Origin of the sequence: Erythrobacter sp. YT30, assembly GCF_001542875.1 — a bacterium.
GTDB lineage: Bacteria > Pseudomonadota > Alphaproteobacteria > Sphingomonadales > Sphingomonadaceae > Erythrobacter.
Genome location: NZ_LMAF01000001.1, coordinates 682,477 through 699,632, shown reverse-complemented (window position 1 = coordinate 699,632; position 17,156 = coordinate 682,477). Strand labels below are relative to the sequence as shown.

Annotated in this window: 12 protein-coding genes; 5 read left to right on the top strand and 7 right to left on the bottom strand. The window is 55.8% G+C overall.

The genetic code is table 11. The annotated features are described in order from the left end of the window. Positions 1-126 precede the first annotated feature (126 nt). Entirely contained in the window at positions 127-1,101 is a 975-nt protein-coding gene (locus AUC45_RS03290; protein ID WP_197409496.1) for a glycerophosphodiester phosphodiesterase family protein, read from the top strand. Between the two features lie 3 nt (positions 1,102-1,104). On the opposite strand, the gene AUC45_RS03285 is transcribed toward AUC45_RS03290, so the two are convergent. Both AUC45_RS03285 and AUC45_RS03280 read right to left on the bottom strand, forming a co-directional pair. Further along, positions 1,105-1,974 (bottom strand): alpha/beta fold hydrolase, encoded by an 870-nt coding sequence (locus AUC45_RS03285; protein ID WP_233998513.1) that lies wholly within the window; start codon positions 1,972-1,974, stop codon positions 1,105-1,107. Between the two features lie 131 nt (positions 1,975-2,105). Beyond that, positions 2,106-3,803, bottom strand: coding sequence for an alpha/beta hydrolase (locus AUC45_RS03280; RefSeq protein ID WP_067598059.1), 1,698 nt, complete (start codon positions 3,801-3,803; stop codon positions 2,106-2,108). A gap of 256 nt (positions 3,804-4,059) precedes the next feature. On the opposite strand from AUC45_RS03280, the gene AUC45_RS03275 reads away from it, so the two are divergent. The 4 genes from AUC45_RS03275 (at position 4,060) to lepA (ending at position 13,413) form a co-directional block, all read left to right on the top strand. Beyond that, entirely contained in the window at positions 4,060-6,261 is a 2,202-nt protein-coding gene (locus tag AUC45_RS03275; protein WP_067598056.1) for a bifunctional diguanylate cyclase/phosphodiesterase, read from the top strand. A gap of 93 nt (positions 6,262-6,354) precedes the next feature. Beyond that, positions 6,355-9,102: an EAL domain-containing protein gene (locus tag AUC45_RS03270; protein ID WP_067598053.1), complete on the top strand. Its 2,748-nt coding sequence runs from the start codon at positions 6,355-6,357 to the stop codon at positions 9,100-9,102. A 184-nt stretch (positions 9,103-9,286) separates the two neighbouring features. Then, on the top strand, positions 9,287-11,479 hold the full coding sequence (locus tag AUC45_RS03265; protein ID WP_233998512.1) for an EAL domain-containing protein: 2,193 nt from the start codon (positions 9,287-9,289) through the stop codon (positions 11,477-11,479). 116 nt (positions 11,480-11,595) lie between these two features. Continuing rightward, on the top strand, positions 11,596-13,413 hold the full coding sequence (gene lepA, locus AUC45_RS03260; protein ID WP_067598050.1) for a translation elongation factor 4: 1,818 nt from the start codon (positions 11,596-11,598) through the stop codon (positions 13,411-13,413). Positions 13,414-13,504: 91 nt separating this feature from the next. Here lepA and AUC45_RS03255 read toward each other — a convergent pair whose 3' ends face one another. The 5 genes from AUC45_RS03255 to AUC45_RS15465 all read right to left on the bottom strand — a co-directional run bounded on the left by AUC45_RS03255 (position 13,505) and on the right by AUC45_RS15465 (position 16,995). After that, positions 13,505-14,356 (bottom strand): hypothetical protein, encoded by an 852-nt coding sequence (locus tag AUC45_RS03255; RefSeq protein ID WP_067598048.1) that lies wholly within the window; start codon positions 14,354-14,356, stop codon positions 13,505-13,507. 233 nt (positions 14,357-14,589) lie between these two features. Beyond that, positions 14,590-15,210 (bottom strand): hypothetical protein, encoded by a 621-nt coding sequence (locus tag AUC45_RS03250; RefSeq protein ID WP_067598045.1) that lies wholly within the window; start codon positions 15,208-15,210, stop codon positions 14,590-14,592. A 24-nt stretch (positions 15,211-15,234) separates the two neighbouring features. Then, complete coding sequence (locus AUC45_RS03245) at positions 15,235-15,888, bottom strand: TetR/AcrR family transcriptional regulator (RefSeq protein ID WP_067598042.1); 654 nt, start codon at positions 15,886-15,888, stop codon at positions 15,235-15,237. A gap of 109 nt (positions 15,889-15,997) precedes the next feature. Further along, positions 15,998-16,783, bottom strand: a complete 786-nt coding sequence (locus AUC45_RS03240; protein ID WP_067598039.1) for a hypothetical protein — start codon at positions 16,781-16,783, stop codon at positions 15,998-16,000. Between the two features lie 53 nt (positions 16,784-16,836). Then, on the bottom strand, positions 16,837-16,995 hold the full coding sequence (locus AUC45_RS15465; RefSeq protein ID WP_082700933.1) for a Flp family type IVb pilin: 159 nt from the start codon (positions 16,993-16,995) through the stop codon (positions 16,837-16,839). Positions 16,996-17,156 lie beyond the last annotated feature (161 nt).

Genomic DNA, 17,156 nt, shown 5'->3' with positions numbered 1-17,156 from the left:
AAGAAAATTCGGCATTGTGTAATAGACTTTGGTGTATTGAGCTTGCAAACCAATTGACGCTTGAACGTGCATCTCGTTCGCTGGATAGAGCTTATGCCGCATTACAAAACAGAGGGCGTCTCAACTATGAGCCCATTTCTTTCTCATGCTGCCCTGTCTGCTGCCATAGCGATTGGGCTAGGCACAACTGCTTTGGGCCAGAATACTGACAATGCGTCGGGCAATAAGGGAACATGGCACTTGGTGCCAGAGACCACTTTATCGGCAATGCTCGATTGCATCGAACAGTCCGACACCAGCCTCATCTCCGCGCACCGAGGCGGTCCTTCGCCAGGGCTTCCGGAAAACAGTGTCGAGACAATGGACGCGCTCCTCACGGCCATTCCTGCAGTGATGGAGATTGACGTCGCGCAGAGCCCCGATGGGGTCCATTACCTTATGCACGATCGCACGCTCGATCGTACGACCACCGGCACGGGTAATGTAACCGATGCGCCGTGGTCAGAGGTTCAGAAGCTATTTCTGGTCGATGAGGCTGGCTGGGTCACACCGTACCGCGTGCCGACACTCAATCAGGCGCTTTCTTGGGCAATCGGGCGCACCGTGCTGCAGATCGATTTCAAGCGGACTGCGGATTACGAAGAAGTGATCGAATTGATCCGGGCACAGGATATGGCCGAAAGTGTAATTCTTATCGCCTACTCAGTCGAAGCTGCTCAAAAGCTGTACGCCCTTGCACCCGAGATGCTCATATCATTCTCCTTGTCCGCGCCAGGTGACCTGGATGAGGTTGTTGCTGCAGGAATTCCAGCAGATCGCATCGTCGCGTTCACAGGTACCCGAACGGCGAAACCCGACCTATATCAGGCGCTCGACGAGGCTGATGTCGAAGTTATATTTGGGACGCTTGGTCGTTCGCCCAATTCGATCGACAATATAATTGATCGCTTCGGGATAGATGAACGGTATGCCGAGTTGTCCGAAGGTGGTGTCGATGTCATCGCGACGGATCGTCCACGCGAAGCTGCGGCTGCGCTTAGCGCTGCCGATAGATTGCCCAAAGAAGGTCGATGCGGTGTGAGAAGGGCTAGCAATAAGTAGACCTTAGGCGGCGTACGCTTCTAACCGACTCTTTTCCTCATCCGTTTCAGGCGCATCCAGAAATTCGCGGATCGCTGCAACGCTCTCGTCTGCATGGGTCAGCAGAAAAAGATGACCGCCGCCCTCGAACATCTGGATCCGAGCATTGGGAATCATCGCTTTCAGGATCTGTCCGTTAATCGGGCGCACAATCTGATCATCTTCGCCCATCATTATCAGCGTTTCTTTCTTTAGAAACGGCAAAGCAGGCAGGCTGGTCCATCCCAGCATACACAAAAGCTGATACATGTAACCGCGTGGAGAGGGTGGCTTGAGGCGGCCGATATGGCTGTCCTTTTGATGCGCCGCTCCGTCAGCATCAACGCCGCCGTATAGTGTTGCGAAATGCTCGTTCATGAACTCAGGGTCAATGTAGCGGCGTGGATTGGCCATCTTGGTAAAAGCAGCGGGATTGCCCGGCACCATGGCCATACCTGGTGTCGTTGCGATCAATGTAAGACGTCGCGTCCGCGCCGGATGCTGGAGTGCGAAATGCTGAGCCATCGCACCTCCCCAAGAAACGCCCATCACATCGACATCGCCAAGACCAAAGCGTCCGAGCAATTCGGCCGCGGTCCAACTCATGGTGAAGGGGTTGTAAGGGATCACTGGGTCGGGCGATTCGCCCACGCCTGGCATGTCAAACATAATGAAACCGCGTTCTGGCATGGCTTCAGCAAGAGGGGCGACGGCCTCGATATTTGCGCCAATTCCGTTGAAGAACAAAATCGGCAAATGCTCGCTGGGTTCATTTAGCCGCCACGTAGCAGTCCGTAGCGTCCGTCCGGCCACCTCTTCCATTGTCACGGAGGCATTTTTCATCAAATCTGACACGAATTCCCGTCCTTATTCAACAAGCGCCTACTGTCGAGCTCCCCATTGACATGGGTGGAGGGCAGCCTCGTAGATCCCTTACGGGGGTGCCCTCCATAAGCTCAAAAAGCGCTATTTCAGGAGCGTCCCTATCAGACTTCTTCCACCACGTAGAGTCCCGGTGCTGCTTCGAGTGGGGGATGTGCCTTGCTTCCCACACCATCGGGGGCGGCTTTCTTCTTGCCGGATCTTTTCTGAATCCATTCCATCCACAACGGCCACCAGCTTCCCTGAACCTCTTCGGTGCCTTGCAGCCACTCATCAGCCGTTGCTGGAAGTTTACCAGCCTTCTTCTGAATAAAATACTTGGCCTTGGGATTGGTCGGAGGGTTAAGGATGGCCTGCATGTGCCCCGATTGACTGAGCACATAGGTCACGTTCTTGGAGCCAAAGAGTTGGGTCGAGCGATAGGTCGCTTTCCAAGGTGTAATGTGATCGGTGACCCCGCCAAGAATGAACAGATCAGCCTTAACCTTGGTAAGATCGATCGTGTGATCAGCCATTTCGACCGTTCCCGGAGTGGAAAATGCCAACGTTTGGAACAGGGTCAGGAAATCGCCCATCAAGCTAGCGGATAGGTTCGTTGCATCCGCATTCCAGAACAATACGTCAAAAGCGGGCGGATCCATGCCCAGGAGGTAGTTGTTGATGACATAGTTCCAGATGAGGTCATTGGGGCGCAACCAGGCAAATCCGCGAGCGAGATCATCGGCCTTGATGACGCCTTTTTTGGCAGCGCGCTGTTTGGCAAGTTCAATCCCGTGCTCGCTGACAAGTGATGCCGCTTCGACGTCGGTGGGCTCTGGGTGCAAAACGCACACCATCAGTGTGAGCGTGCCGAGAATGTCGTTGCCGGTCGCGGCCAGTTTGGAAGCTAGGACGGACGCTGTTTGGCCGCCCGAGCAGCCAGCCGACACATTGACTTTTTTAGAGCCGGTTATTTCGGAAACGACTTCCAGTGCTTCCTCGCATGAAGCGATGTAGTCCGCCATGTCCCAGTGGCCCTGATCCTTCGATGGATTTCGCCATGAGATCACAAAGGTCTGGATGCCGTTGTCGACCTGCCACTTCACAACCGATTTTTCGGGCGACAAATCGTTGATGTACATTTTGTTGATCTGAGGCGGGATCGTAAGCTGAGGTGTCTCGTAAACCTCGTCCGTGGTGGGCGCATAGTGCACCAGTTCATACATTTCGGTGCGGTGGACCACATTGCCCTTCGAAGTCGCGATATTCTCGCCAAGTTTGAAGGGGCGCTTGTCAACCTGACTGACCATTCCTTTGTTATGGACGATATCGTTGTAGGCATTTTGCAAGCCCTTGATCAGCGAGAGACCACCTGAATTGATGATCTGCTTTTGCGCAATGGGATTGCCTGCGAGAGTGTTTGTGGGCGCCAGGCTGTCTATGATAATGTTTGAGATGAAATTGGCTCGATTGCGCTCAAGCTCATCAAGCTCAAGCTCTTCAATCCAGTTCCGCATGCCCTTTTGAACCGCGAGGTAATACTGGGCGCCAGCCCGAAAGAATGGATTGTATTGCCAGGCCGGGTCCATGAACCTTTTGTCTTTGGGATGCGGGGCCAGATCGCTTTTGCCGGTCATGATTTTCACCATGTCCTCGGTCATCGTCTTCGCGTGGCGCATTATACGGGCCGGATCAGATGCAGTCTCGCGCAGCAACAGCGCGACAGCGCTCACAAAATCCTCGCGCGCTACTCCGACCAAGGGCCCAAGGGCACTGGTTGATTGTGCTGCCTCGTTTTCGAGCGTTACTTTGGATTCTGCCATATTATCCCCTCTGCCATGTCTGGCTTATCGTTGAATTGGGTGTCCGGCGCATTGCCGATTTGTTTCACTACCTTCTTTCTACGCAGGGCACCTGTATGCGGTTCCTTCTGCCGTCCGACTTGAACGAATTCAAGCCGCCTTTTGTTGCTGAGGAATTGCGGGCGAAATCGAAGGGGCATTACGCTTTATTCACCCTTAGACCGTATGCGTCACGCGGGGTTTGGACGTATCGCGTTTTCGGAGTGGGCTTTTCAACATGGCGGGTTTGCTTTCGCGCATCACCAAGGGTGCTGAGAAAAAGCCGGCCGCCGACGGTGAACCTGCGGAACTTGATCCTATCCGCGCAGACGATCAAGCGCGCCGCGTCGCTTTGCTCGACAGTCTTGAAAACTCCGGGCTTGGTTGGTTCTGGGCCAGCGATGCCGAGGGTCGTTTGACCTATCTCACGCCCAAGGCGCTCGAAATGCTCGAACTGGAGGAAACCGATGTCGTCGGACGGCAGGTTTCCGAACTTTTCGAGGAGGATACCGAGATTGAGCGAGACGAAGCGCAAAGGCCTTTGCGGTTCATGCTGGCGGCTCGCAATTCGATCAATGCAAGTGCTGTCAAACTTACCGCAGGCGACAAGTCGGCATGGTGGGAAATCTCGGGCAAGCCACATTTCTGCGGCGACGGCACTTTCGAAGGTTATCGAGGCAGTATCAAGGATATCAGCCGCACCCATCAAGACCGCGTCGATGCCGAACGTCTGTCTCAATTCGATTCCCTGACGGGTCTTTCCAATCGCCACCGCATGGCGCGCAACCTGACATCGACATTAAAGGCCTTCACCCACGCGAAGCGCAGCTGCGCATTGATGATGCTTGATCTGGATAGGTTCAAGCAGGTGAACGATACGCTCGGCCATCCTGCAGGCGATGAGCTCTTGAAGCAGGTTGCAGCCCGCATTCAGCGCATAATTGGTGATGAGGGCGAAATAGGTCGCTTGGGCGGGGATGAATTCCAGATCATCCTACCCGATTACGATGATCGTGGGGAATTGGGCGAACTTGGTCAGCGCCTTATTCAGATGGTTTCGCAGCCCTATTCGATCGGTGGAAGCCGCGCGGTGATCGGATCATCGGTTGGCATCGCTGTTGCGCCGTACGATGGCGTGGAAACGGACGAACTGATCAAGGCTGCCGATCTTGCTCTTTATGCCGCAAAAGGCGGTGGCCGAGGGCAGCACCGGTTTTATTCAAGCGATCTTCAGGACAAAGCCAGCCACCGCCACCAGATCGAGGCGGATTTGCGAGATGCGGCCGCCAAAAATGAATTGCTGATGTACTATCAGCCGATTGTGGATGCCAAAACGCACGAGGTTGTCTGCATGGAAGCGCTCATGCGCTGGGATCACAGCGAACGCGGAATGATTTCTCCTGCAGAATTCATCCCTGTTGCAGAGGATGTCGGATTAATCCGCGAGCTTGGCGAATGGGCGCTCAACGAGGTCTGTCAGCAAGTCGCCAAATGGCCGAACAAGGTTAAAGCCGCTATCAACGTTTCCGCAGTTCAATTCGCCTCCGATGACTTTGTGGAAGTCGTGCGGACTGCTCTTAAACGAAGCGGCGTCAATCCTCAGCAGATCGAGCTTGAAATTACGGAAAGCGTGTTTGTTGGCGACATCGAGCGCACTCTTTTGATGTTCAAGAACCTCAAAGAGCTTGGGATCCGATTGGCATTGGACGATTTTGGCACTGGCTATTCCTCGCTCAGCTATCTGCGCGACGCACCATTCGATAAAATCAAGATAGATCAGGGTTTTGTTCGGGGTTGCTCAAGCGGTGACAACAATAACCTTGCCATCATTGCCGCCGTTGTGAGCCTTGCCAGTGTCCTCAGAATGGAGACAGTGGCCGAGGGCGTTGAGACCAAGGACGAGCTTGCAGCGGTGACAGGGCAGGGCGCGACCCATTTACAAGGCATTTTGTTTTCTCGTGCTGTTCCGATTGAAGAAGTGACCGAGCGATTTGAGAAAGGCGATCTTGTCTATGTACCGCGTGGTCCTGAAAAATTTCGCGCTGATCGGCGCACTGAATTCAGAAAGATTGGTCTGATTCACGGGGATCACCGCTACACGGTGATACTGCGTAACCTGTCAAAGACAGGCGCCAAGGTCGAGGGGCTGCTTGATGTGCCGCTCGAAACCAAAGTCGTGCTTGATCTTGGCGGGGGACAATTGGCTGTCGCGACGGTAAAACGATCTGAAGGGTACAGCCAGGGGGTCGAATTCGAAACACCGCTGATCAGCGACGGGGCTGATGGATTGTGCACGCGCCACCGTGTCTCGCCCTATCAGATGGAATTGGCCGGACGGCCCCTGCAGGCGTTGAACGATGACTCGTATGCAGGATACATGCACGCCCAATCCAAGGAGCCCAAGGCGTTTATGGAAGTTCAGCTTTCCGGCCGAGGTTAATGGCTATTTTCTGCGGGAAACGGCCATATCCTACCCCTTTTTCAACCATTCCGATTAACCGTTTTTCAAAAGGGGTGGAGGCATGGTTTTGATATGACCATGCGCTCGGCCGCTCCTGACAACCAACCACCCGATAAGTCGCCTGTTCCAGGTGACGAACGGTCGGTTTCGCGCGATCCTCAGGTCGATGAACAGGTAGGGAATGAGCGGAAAGCAGCGAAAGGCGAAGACCGCAAAACTGGCGCGCGCAATTCTCAAGATCGTCGAAGCCCGATCCGCGATTTGAATGCCAGCCTCGATCTGAAAGTGGATCCCGACAGCAAAGACTTCCCCGACCACCAGTATTACCTGCCCCGCAAATCGCGCAGGTTGGCTTTGGTGCTTGCGCTAGCGTATGCGATGGCGGCGCTGGTCGCGGTGGATGTGCCGCTCGGATGGCCTGTCGCCGCCGCGGCTCTGTCGCTTTTCATCTTTGGCTTTGGGAAGCGGCTCGCTTATTGCGAACGAAACGCCGATCGAACGCAGGCATCGCGATATGGCCTGCTGTTTGTGGGGGTCATTATCCCGATGCTTTGTACGGGATATGTGTTTGCAAGCTGGGTTCAAAGCGGCCTCGCGTGGCAATGGGCAATTGCCACACTGGTTTGTATTAATGCAGCCTGCGCAGCCATTCTCAGCATGCGCGTCATGTCCCTGTTTGCGGCGAAAATCGCCATGTGGGGTGCTTTTGCGCTCCTCGATTTCAGCTTGGTCAGCATAGCGGCAATCGTTGGGGCGACCTTTGCGCTTGTCCTTATTGCGCGGTTTGAATGGCATTCGGCGGAAAAACGCCGGATTGCCAATGATGCGCGCGATAGGGTCGCAGCGCGCGCTGAAGACATTTTGCGCAGCTTTGAGGAAACAGGCCATGGCTGGTTCTGGGAAACTGACCGCAGAGGGCAGATCAGCTACATCTCTCCGTCTGCCGCCAGCGTGGTTGGCTACTCGCCCGATCAATTGCGAGGGCGTTCGCTCAGCAGCATTGTTGAAGCTGCGCCTGGCGCAGTCGCACCTGAGCGCAGTCTTGGATTTCATCTATCCGCTCGATCCGCCTTTAAGGATATCGAATTGCGCGCGGCAGGGAGCGACCGCCTTTGGTCACTCACGGGCAGGCCTGTCTATGACGGCTTTTCGAACTTCTGCGGGTTCAGGGGCCATGGCACCGATCTCACGGAAAAACGCAGCAACGAGCAGCAAGTCACGAGACTTGCTCATTACGATTCTCTGACAGGGCTCGTAAACCGAGCCCAAATGCGCGATCTACTCGATCAAATCCTTGCAGCGCCCGCAGAACGCGGCGGCGCCTGCACTCTGCTCATGCTCGATCTTGATCGCTTCAAGCAGGTCAACGATACGCTCGGTCACCCAGCAGGTGATGCACTGCTCAAACAGGTTGCTCAGAGGCTCGAACGTGTGCTCGATGGTATTGGGCGATGCGGAAGATTGGGTGGCGATGAATTTCAGGTCATCATCCCGGGGAGTCAGGATCGGGACAAGCTGGGCTTCGTGGCAAACGAGATCATCAGCACTTTATCGCAACCATACTCCGTCGAAGGCCAAGGCGTGATCATCGGTGCGTCCGTTGGCATCGCGAGAGCACCAATGGATGGCGAAACCAGCGAAGAGCTGATCCGAAATGTCGATCTGGCGCTGTATGCGGCGAAAGACGCGGGGCGCGGCAAGTTCCATTTTTATAACAAGAGCCTGCATTCCGCAGCCGAAGAACGCGCCGAACTCGAGCAGGATCTGCGCGAGGCAATCGGACGCGGAGAGCTGGAGCTGTATTATCAGCCTGTCGTTTTCACCGCGACTGAAGAAATCACGGGCTTCGAAGCGTTAATGCGATGGAACCATCCGCGCCGCGGTTCGCTCTCGCCAGAAAAGTTCATTGCGGTGGCTGAAGATGCCGGACTGATCGACAAACTTGGCCAATGGGCGCTGCGAAAAGCCTGTGAGGATTTGGCATCCTGGCCTGAAAGTATTCGTTGCGCCGTCAACGTATCGCCCTTGCAATTCTCACAGAAGGAATTGCCGAGCATTGTCGCCAACGCGCTGGCACATAGCGGCATAACGCCATCACGGCTTGAGCTTGAGATCACCGAAAGCGTGTTCTTGAACGATACGGCTGGAACAGATGCGATGTTCAAGGCGCTCAAGAGGGTGGGCGTGCGTCTGGCGCTGGATGATTTCGGGACTGGGTATTCCTCGCTTGGCTACCTCAAGAAAGCGCCATTCGACAAGATCAAGATCGATCGCAGCTTTGTGCAGGGCGCCACCAAACCGGGCAGCCGCAATGGTGCCATTATCGCTTCGATCACATCTCTTGCAGAAGCGCTCAAGATGGACACCACCGCAGAAGGAGTGGAGACGCTGGATGAGCTCGAGCTTATCCGCGTGCTTGGCTGCAGCCATGTCCAAGGTTTCATTTATCATAAGCCCGTCTCGGCGGTGGATGCGGGCAGGCTGGTAGAAGGCAGCAAAATCGTCGCAGCTGAAGGCCCTCAATCATCTCGAGGTAAACGACAGGTGCTCCTCAAGCGCGTTTTCATAAGCCACAACGGCAATCGGATGCCAGCCACCTTGCGCAACATTTCCTCAGGCGGAGCGATGGTCGATGGTCTCTGGAACCTGCCTGAAGGCGCGACCGTCCAGATTGAATTCAGCGCTCAAGTCAGCGCGCGTGCAAACATTCGCTGGTCGATAGAGGATCGTGCCGGTGTGGAATTCACGCTCCCTCTCAGCCGCCGGCAGGATGGCACATTTGAGGTGCTGGCAGGGACACGGATGAGCGCATCGGGCTGAGAACGTCAAAATAGCGCTGCACTCTGCAATTCCGTTGTGTCCGGCCAAATTCTTAGCAGAAAAGTAACCAAACGGATTTACATCTTGGCATTGTTAAAGCGCCCGTTGGGGCCAGTTCACACGAGAAGGACCTTTGCCAGTGCCCTTTAAGGGTTTCTTGTCATCAAAATCAGGCAGTTCGTCGGTGCGGGGACGCAGCGGCGGCTCGAGCTATGCCGGTGATGCGGCAAATGCACTGTCTGATGGTGAAAAGCTGGCAATGCTTGATGACCTGGAACAATCGGGCCTTGGCTGGTTCTGGGCCAGTGACGAGGCGGGAAATCTCACCTATTTGAGTGCCGCCATTGCCGAGCGCGTCGATCTGCCTCTGGGCGATCTTATCGGCCAGCCGCTGTCGAGCATTTTCGAATCCGCTTCACGCGAAGGACGAACCAAGTCGCTTGCATTGATGCTGGGTGCGCACAAAGCGTTTTCAGGCTTTGCTTTGCGTGCTGTAAAGAAACCGGACGGTGCAGTGCTTCGTTTGTCGGGCCAGCCTGTATTCAGTAAATCCGGCGACTTTCGCGGCTTTCGCGGCACCGGAGCGGACATTACCGAGGAATTCTACCGCGAACAGGAAACCGCGCGGCTCGCCAAATTCGACTCCCTGACAGGCCTCGCCAATCGCCATCACATGGCGCACCGGATTGAGACGACGCTGACAGCTTTCAAATCAGCCAAGCGCAATTGCGCGATCCTGATGCTCGATCTTGATCGTTTCAAGCAAGTAAATGACACTTTGGGTCATGCGGCAGGCGATGAGCTGCTGAAGCAGGTTGCGACGCGTCTTGGCCGCGCGATCGAGCGTGAATGTGAGATCGGACGGCTCGGCGGCGATGAATTTCAAGTGATGATTCCCGATTGCGATGATCGCGGTGAACTTGGCGATATCGCGATGAAGATCATCGATATGCTGCGCCAACCCTATTCGCTTGATGAAGGTCGCTGCGTAATCGGTGCATCTGTCGGCATAGCGATCGCTCCGCATGATGGTGTGACTATGGATGAGATCGTGCGCTCAGCCGACCTTGCTCTTTATGCGGCAAAAAATGGTGGGCGAGGGCAGTATCGCTTTTTCTCGGGCGATCTTGAAAATGAGGCCATTTTCCGTCGCCGTCTTGAAGAAGACCTTGGGGAAGCAGTTCGCGACAACCAGCTCTTCCTCGAATACCAACCCATCGTTGATACCAAGACACAGCAAGTTCGCTGCCTTGAAGCGCAAGTCGGTTGGAACCATGCCCAGCGCGGCGCTATTGTAAGCGAAGAATTTGCGCAGATTCTTGATGGTTCAAGCCAGACCAGCGAAGTCGGGCTTTGGTCGATCAAGGAGGCCTGCCGCAATGCTGCCGAGTGGCCCGAGAGCGTCCGTGTATCGGTGAATGTCGCGCCGGCTCTACTCAATTCGCAAGACTTCGTCGAAAGAGTTTCCGATGCGCTGACAGATGCTGAGCTATCACCGGCACGTCTCGAATTGGAAATCACCGAAGCGGTCTTTTTCGGTGACACCAATGCCGTTGACCGTATCCTCGCCTCATTGTTCAAGCTTGGCGTCCGTTTGACGCTCGATGAGTTTGGCTCGGGCTATTCATCGCTTGCCTATCTGCGCCGCGCACCATTTGATTCGATCAAAATCGACGAAGGATTGATTGCAGAGGCAGACCGCAACACGGAAAGGCGCGGTGACGGTGATGATGCAAGCGGTCTTGGCCTGATCCGTGCAATTGTCGCGCTCGCAGGCGCGATGGAAATGAATACGATTGCAAATGGCATTGAGACTGAGGCTTTAAACAAGGCGCTCGTCGAGTGCGGCGTCAAATATGTCCAAGGCCCCATCTACTCCGATCCCGTCAGCGGCACGACAGTCGCTGAGGAATTGACGGGCGATGCCTGGAAGATTGCGCCAAGCGGGGACAGGACCAAACGCGCGCGCCGCCGTACCGTCTTCCGTAAGATCCAGGTGATCCACGATGATCACTCTTATGAGGTCACCTTGCGCAATCTGTCGCGCTCAGGCGCATTGATCCAGGGTTTGGTGGATGTACCCAAGGGTACGCAGTTCGTGGTCGATCTGGGCGGTGGCCAGTTGGCCGTTGCGACAGTCATTCGTACCAATGATGATACACAGGGTCTCGAATTTGAGCAGAACCTCATCGATGATGGTTCGGGCGGCCTTGTAACGCGCAACCGCGTATCTCCTTATGCGCTGGCATCCGCAGGAGCGCCTTTGGCAGCCCTATCGCAAGGCAATTATGCGGGAATGGAAGGCGGATTGCTGGGTCAAACAGGCAGTGTCCCTCAGTTCGGCTACGCCACCGCGATGAAACCCGAAGCCGCCTGATTGCGTACCTAGTCTGCGTTAAAAACGCAGGTTCTCAGCTTTGCAACACATTGCTTCTGGATTTGCGCGTTTTCGCGAATGACATCGCCGTTTCCTAAAGCTATCTGCGCGTAACAATGACTGACCTTTCCAAGATCCGCAATTTCTCGATTATCGCTCATATCGATCACGGCAAGTCCACGCTTGCTGATCGGTTGATTCAATTCACTGGCGGCCTCACCGAGCGTGAGATGTCGGAGCAAGTCCTCGATAACATGGACATTGAGAAAGAGCGCGGCATCACCATCAAGGCACAGACCGTCCGTCTCAATTATAAAGCCAAGGACGGCGAGACCTATCAGCTCAATCTGATGGACACACCCGGTCACGTCGATTTCGCTTACGAGGTCTCTCGCTCACTCGCCGCCTGCGAAGGCGCGCTGCTGGTTGTTGACGCTGCACAAGGTGTCGAGGCGCAAACGCTTGCCAATGTCTACCAGTCGATCGAGCATGACCACGAAATCGTCCCCGTCATAAACAAGGTCGATCTTCCCGCTGCTGAGCCCGAACGCGTCCAGCAGGAAATCGAAGATGTGATTGGCCTTGATGCATCCGAAGCCGTAATGGCGTCTGCCAAAACCGGCATTGGCATTGAAGACGTGCTCGAAGCTGTCGTCGCCAAGATCCCTCCGCCCAATGGTGAGCGGGACAAACCCCTCAAAGCCAGCCTCGTAGATTCTTGGTACGATCCCTATCTCGGCGTCGTTATTCTTGTCCGCGTGATCGAAGGCGCGCTCACTAAAGGGCTCAACATCAAGTTCATGCAGGGCGGCACGCAGCACCTTGTTGACCGCGTCGGCTGCTTCACCCCCAAACGCACTGACCTTGAAGAGCTTGGCCCCGGCGAAATCGGATTTATCACCGCGCAGATCAAAGAGGTTGAACAGGCCCGCGTCGGTGACACGATCACGACAGTGAAGGGCGGGGCAACCGAAGCGCTCCCCGGATACAAGGAAGTCCAGCCCGTCGTTTTCTGCGGCCTCTTCCCCGTCGACGCTGCTGACTTTGAGAAACTGCGCGAAAGCATTGGCAAACTGCGCCTTAACGATGCCAGCTTCAGCTTTGAAATGGAAAGCTCTGCCGCATTGGGCTTTGGTTTCCGGGCTGGCTTTCTGGGCCTTCTCCACCTTGAGATCATACAGGAACGCCTCTCACGCGAATACGATCTCGATCTCATCACCACCGCGCCAAGCGTCGTTTACCGCGTGCATCTCTCCAAATCGAAGACCGAAGACGCGCAGGTTATCGACATCCACAACCCGGCTGATTGGCCCGATGTAAACCGCATCGAAATGATCGAGGAGCCGTGGATAAAGGCGGTGATCTACACCCCGGATGAGTATCTGGGCGCGATCCTCAAACTGTGCCAGGATCGCCGCGGCATCCAGACCGATCTCACCTATGTCGGCGGGCGCGCGCAGGTGACGTACGAGTTGCCATTGAACGAGGTCGTGTTCGACTTCTACGACCGCCTCAAGTCCATCTCGCGTGGCTATGCCTCGTTTGACTATGAACAGATAGGCAGTCGCGAAGGCGATCTTGTTAAGATGAATATCTTGGTTAACGCAGAGCCCGTTGATGCGCTGTCGCTGATCGTGCATCGGGGGGTCGCCGAAGAGCGTGGTCGGGGCATGTGTGAGCGCCTTAAGGACTTGATTCCACGGCACTTGTTCAAGATTCCCGTTCAGGCCGCGATAGGCGGCAAGATCATCGCCCGCGAGACGATCGCAGCCATGCGCAAGGACGTTACGGCCAAATGCTATGGCGGCGACATTAGCCGTAAGAAGAAGCTGCTCGAAAAGCAGAAAAAGGGCAAAGCGAAGATGCGCGAATACGGAAACGTGAGTATTCCGCAGGAGGCGTTTATTGCCGCGCTGCGAATGGGGGAAGAATGAAGGTCCGCGGTTGGTCCAGCCCATCGCGCTCGGGATCGTTGATCAGTACCAATCTCAAGAAACGAGCAAATATGCGCTGGTCACATCAAGGCTATTCCGGATTTTCGGGAGCAAGATCGACCAATCTGCGGCACTCATCAAGATAGTCTTGGACGTCCGGGAATGCTGCGATCTGCTCTGCTCTTTCGGCGTCGTCGAGGTAGCTGACCTTCCGCGAGAGAAGCGGCACGATTGTCGCGTGATTGCTCTTATCGACATCTAAGGGTGGCACTTCGCCGGTGTCGTAGTGCAAACGAGTGCGAACGATCCCCGGCAAGCCGCCCGCGCGCTCAGGGGCTATCGCTCCTTCACACCGGAAATCATCGGAATTTGGGACATAGTGCAAAGCTGTCCAATCAGCATCAGTCACTCTAGCAACCATGAAGGGCCAAGGCTGAGCTGATCGCGATGAAGGCTTCAACCAGTATAAACCTGGTTTGGCTTCGAAAAGAGCCGAAATGTGGCTCTCACCTGGTTCCAGATTGATCAGACCGTGTGGCCCAGCAAAGCGACGTCTTTCCTCGTCGTTGAGCGGTAAGCCTGGGACATCGGCTTTGTCTATGATTGCACGGCAACGGTCGAGCACATACGCGACCTCTCCATCATCTCGCGCATCGATTGCATCATTGCTCCAAACTTCGATGATTGGACGTGACAGCGCGATGAGGATTGTTTGCGAGTCGGAGACAAATGTTTCGGTAGCCGACACTTCATCGGTGGCGTCATCGATCTCGATCGAAGCGGTCACGATGGAAGGCAAACCCCATTTTCGGACAGGCGCACGAGAGCCTTCGCACGAATATCGGTCTTTGTCCCGATCGAAAGCCACGCTTGTCCATTGGCTATCTTCGATACGGGCGATGGCTAGCCTTTCGACTTTCAGGAATGGGGCGGTGTCAAACACGAAAATCCCGGGCTCGCTACCGAATATGGCGGTGTAGGTTGGGACGTATCTTCGTAATCCAGACGTCAATCTAATATCCTGCTCAGACAGTCTGGGCACGAGACGGTCTTCAGAATGGTCAGCCTGCTCAGTTTCCTCGTGCCGTTCTAGGGTGTGGCTTTGTGCCAAGCTGCTAACAGATGCTGACAAGAGTGCGCAGGCCCCTGCGGTTGCTCTGATTTGGCGCCAACAGGTCATTGTTCAGCTTTGTATGCTTGCCAGCGTTCGTTCAGCTCTCGCTCCGCTTCTTCAAGGGGAAGGCCTTCGCGCCTTGCCAGTATCACCGCAGCAAAATGATCTTCGGATTTCATTTTATCGCCTAGGTACTTGGGCGCTAGGCGTTCGTAGATGCCCCAAGCATGGTAAAATTGGTTGCGAGGGAGATCTTTGGCTTCCTCACCAGAGACAAGGCGAAATCGTCCGTCGAGCTTCGTGACCGTTCCTTTGTAATATCGATCGGCTGCGATGCCCAACCGGAACGGATCAAGCGGCAACCCGGTGCCTTCTGCTGTTTGCTTGTATCTGATGCCATATTGGCGTTTGGATTGATCCTCGAAATTCAAGACCCGAAAATAGGGGTATCCGGCTTCGAGCGTCTGCTGCGCCATCCGCAGGTTCGCGTGATCGAATGCCGTTTGGCGCTTGGTCGACGTGCTGACATTGACGTATATGCGGTACGTCTTGTCATCGAGCTGTTCAGTCTTGCTGCCGCGGAATAATCCAACAGGCAGTCCGCCCATGTCATAGGGCGTAGCGCATGCAGACAAAACTATTGCGGCCATGCCAGCGACAATCATCATTCGCGCAGTTTTCATTGTTCGATCCCTTCATGAAATTGCTCACGATTTGTTGGAGGCGCTCATGATCGTTCGATGCTGAGTGACGAGCAGAAACGCCGATTCCTTGATGATGCGGGTGCGTTCCGCAGGTTGGGCATTCAAAGCCAATTCGAGCGCGGCGTAACCCATTTCGATGCCAAGGCGCACTTGTGTGCCGAGCGGCGCATCTGGATCGGTCGATGCTCCGGGAAGGCCCATTGAGATGAGCAGGGGAACAAGCTCTGCCGAGGACTTGTCGAGAATGCTTGCGGTGGTCGGCGACGCCCGAAGCGCACGGGTGATCCATAAGCCGCCCGGCTGCTCCAAAGTCACTTCGAGCTGTCCGGTTAAGAGGAGCCGATAGCTCTCTTCCAGATCGCCAGCATTAAACTCGTTGAACGCCCACTGCGCCATGCGTTCATTTTGCTTGCCAAGAAGGCGCTCAGCCAATGCAGCGAGCACTGCATGCTTATTGGGCCAATACCGATACAGCGCCGGTGGTGTGACGCCAGCGTGGCGACAAATCGCGTTGGTGGAAAGGTCTTCGAATCCCGTCTCTTCAAGAAGCGCTGCGGCGGCATCCAGTATGCGGCTGGCCGTTTGCTGTGCCCGCGTCTGCGCCGGTTTGCGCAACGCATCGAGCGGCGTTGTTTCTGATTTGCGATGGGCGTTCATGCCACCCCCTCAACGAGCGAATCGATAGTGATCACTATCTTATGAATGAAGCTTCGTTGAAGGCAAGACCTTATGCGCGGATCTGCATTTCTGTGCGCAATCGCGCGCGCTAGGCGGGGTCGTTCTTCTCCACCAACAATCGCGGCTTTCGCTCTACCGCACGCCGCATGTCTTCATCGGCGCGCATTGCGTCTAGGTCTCGGTCGCGCAGGGTTTCGAAGCGCTCCCATGCGGCTCGGGTTTCTTCTGAGAGCATGTCCCATTCGCGCTGACGCTTGATTTCGGCTTCGCGGCGCAGGCTTTCGATCTTGCGATCAATGCTTGCGCGCACTTCGGCGGCGGAGGTCTGCCTTTGGCCGGCGCGCTCACTGGCAGCGCGTTCTTCCTCCCATTTCTTGCGCCATTTCCGCTTGAGGCGGGTTTTCTCGCGCGCCCATCCGGCCTTGCTCATGGGGATGCCGGCCTGGCCTTCGGGAAACCGCTGGGGCGCCCTGTTCTTGAGCAGGAACATGAGCAGGCGATCATTGTATGCTCGGCGCGTGCCGATCAATTCGCCTGCGTGATAGACCGGTACTTCGACGCCGTTCACCGCGCGCTCCATCGCGATATCCTCGATCCGCTGGATGCCGCAATCAAGCGCTGCCTCCCAGGCTTTGCGAAAGCTCTCCGCTTCGGGGTGGCGGCGCAATTTGTAGATGTGGTGCTCGCCCACGCCAAGACGGCGGCAGGCGGCGCGCACGCTGCCGGTTTCGGCTAAAGCTTCGATAAAGGCGCGCTGGCGATCAGCGCTCCACCCGCCGCGGCGCATGCGTTGGCGCGGGACGGGGGTGAAATCGGGGATGGTGCCGGTAAGCGCGGGGAGCTTTGCGGCGTTTTTGGGTGTGGCCTGGCTCATGCACGGGCTAGATCACAAACCCGCCGAGTAGGAAAATGGTTGGGGCGAGGGGCTTAGCCTGCCATCGCCTCGCTCACCGTGTTGAACGTGTTGCCAAGATTGAGGCCCAGCGCCTGAAACGCGAGGATGGCGGCGATCGAAATGAGCGCCGCGATAAGGCCGTATTCAATCGCGGTGGCGCCGCTTTCATCGCGGAAGATCTGACGCAGCATTGTGGGTTCCCTGTCCATGGAGGCCCAGGTGATGGGGCGCTAAGCGTTTGTGCTATGTGGAGAAACAGGGTTAATCGCCGCTTGGTTTTGCGGCGGTTGGTGGGGCGTGCGGCTTTTGGGAAAACAGCTCCCTTTCACTTGGCGTTCACGTGGGGGCCGGT

Coding starts and splice junctions, on each gene's coding strand:
- AUC45_RS03290 (WP_197409496.1), top strand. CDS start 127: ATGAGCCCATTTCTTTCTCATGCTGCCCTGTCTGCTGCCATAGCGATT.
- AUC45_RS03280 (WP_067598059.1), bottom strand. CDS start 3,803: ATGGCAGAATCCAAAGTAACGCTCGAAAACGAGGCAGCACAATCAACC.
- AUC45_RS03275 (WP_067598056.1), top strand. CDS start 4,060: ATGGCGGGTTTGCTTTCGCGCATCACCAAGGGTGCTGAGAAAAAGCCG.
- AUC45_RS03270 (WP_067598053.1), top strand. CDS start 6,355: ATGACCATGCGCTCGGCCGCTCCTGACAACCAACCACCCGATAAGTCG.
- lepA (WP_067598050.1), top strand. CDS start 11,596: ATGACTGACCTTTCCAAGATCCGCAATTTCTCGATTATCGCTCATATC.
- AUC45_RS03250 (WP_067598045.1), bottom strand. CDS start 15,210: ATGAAAACTGCGCGAATGATGATTGTCGCTGGCATGGCCGCAATAGTT.
- AUC45_RS03245 (WP_067598042.1), bottom strand. CDS start 15,888: ATGAACGCCCATCGCAAATCAGAAACAACGCCGCTCGATGCGTTGCGC.
- AUC45_RS03240 (WP_067598039.1), bottom strand. CDS start 16,783: ATGAGCCAGGCCACACCCAAAAACGCCGCAAAGCTCCCCGCGCTTACC.
- AUC45_RS15465 (WP_082700933.1), bottom strand. CDS start 16,995: ATGCTGCGTCAGATCTTCCGCGATGAAAGCGGCGCCACCGCGATTGAA.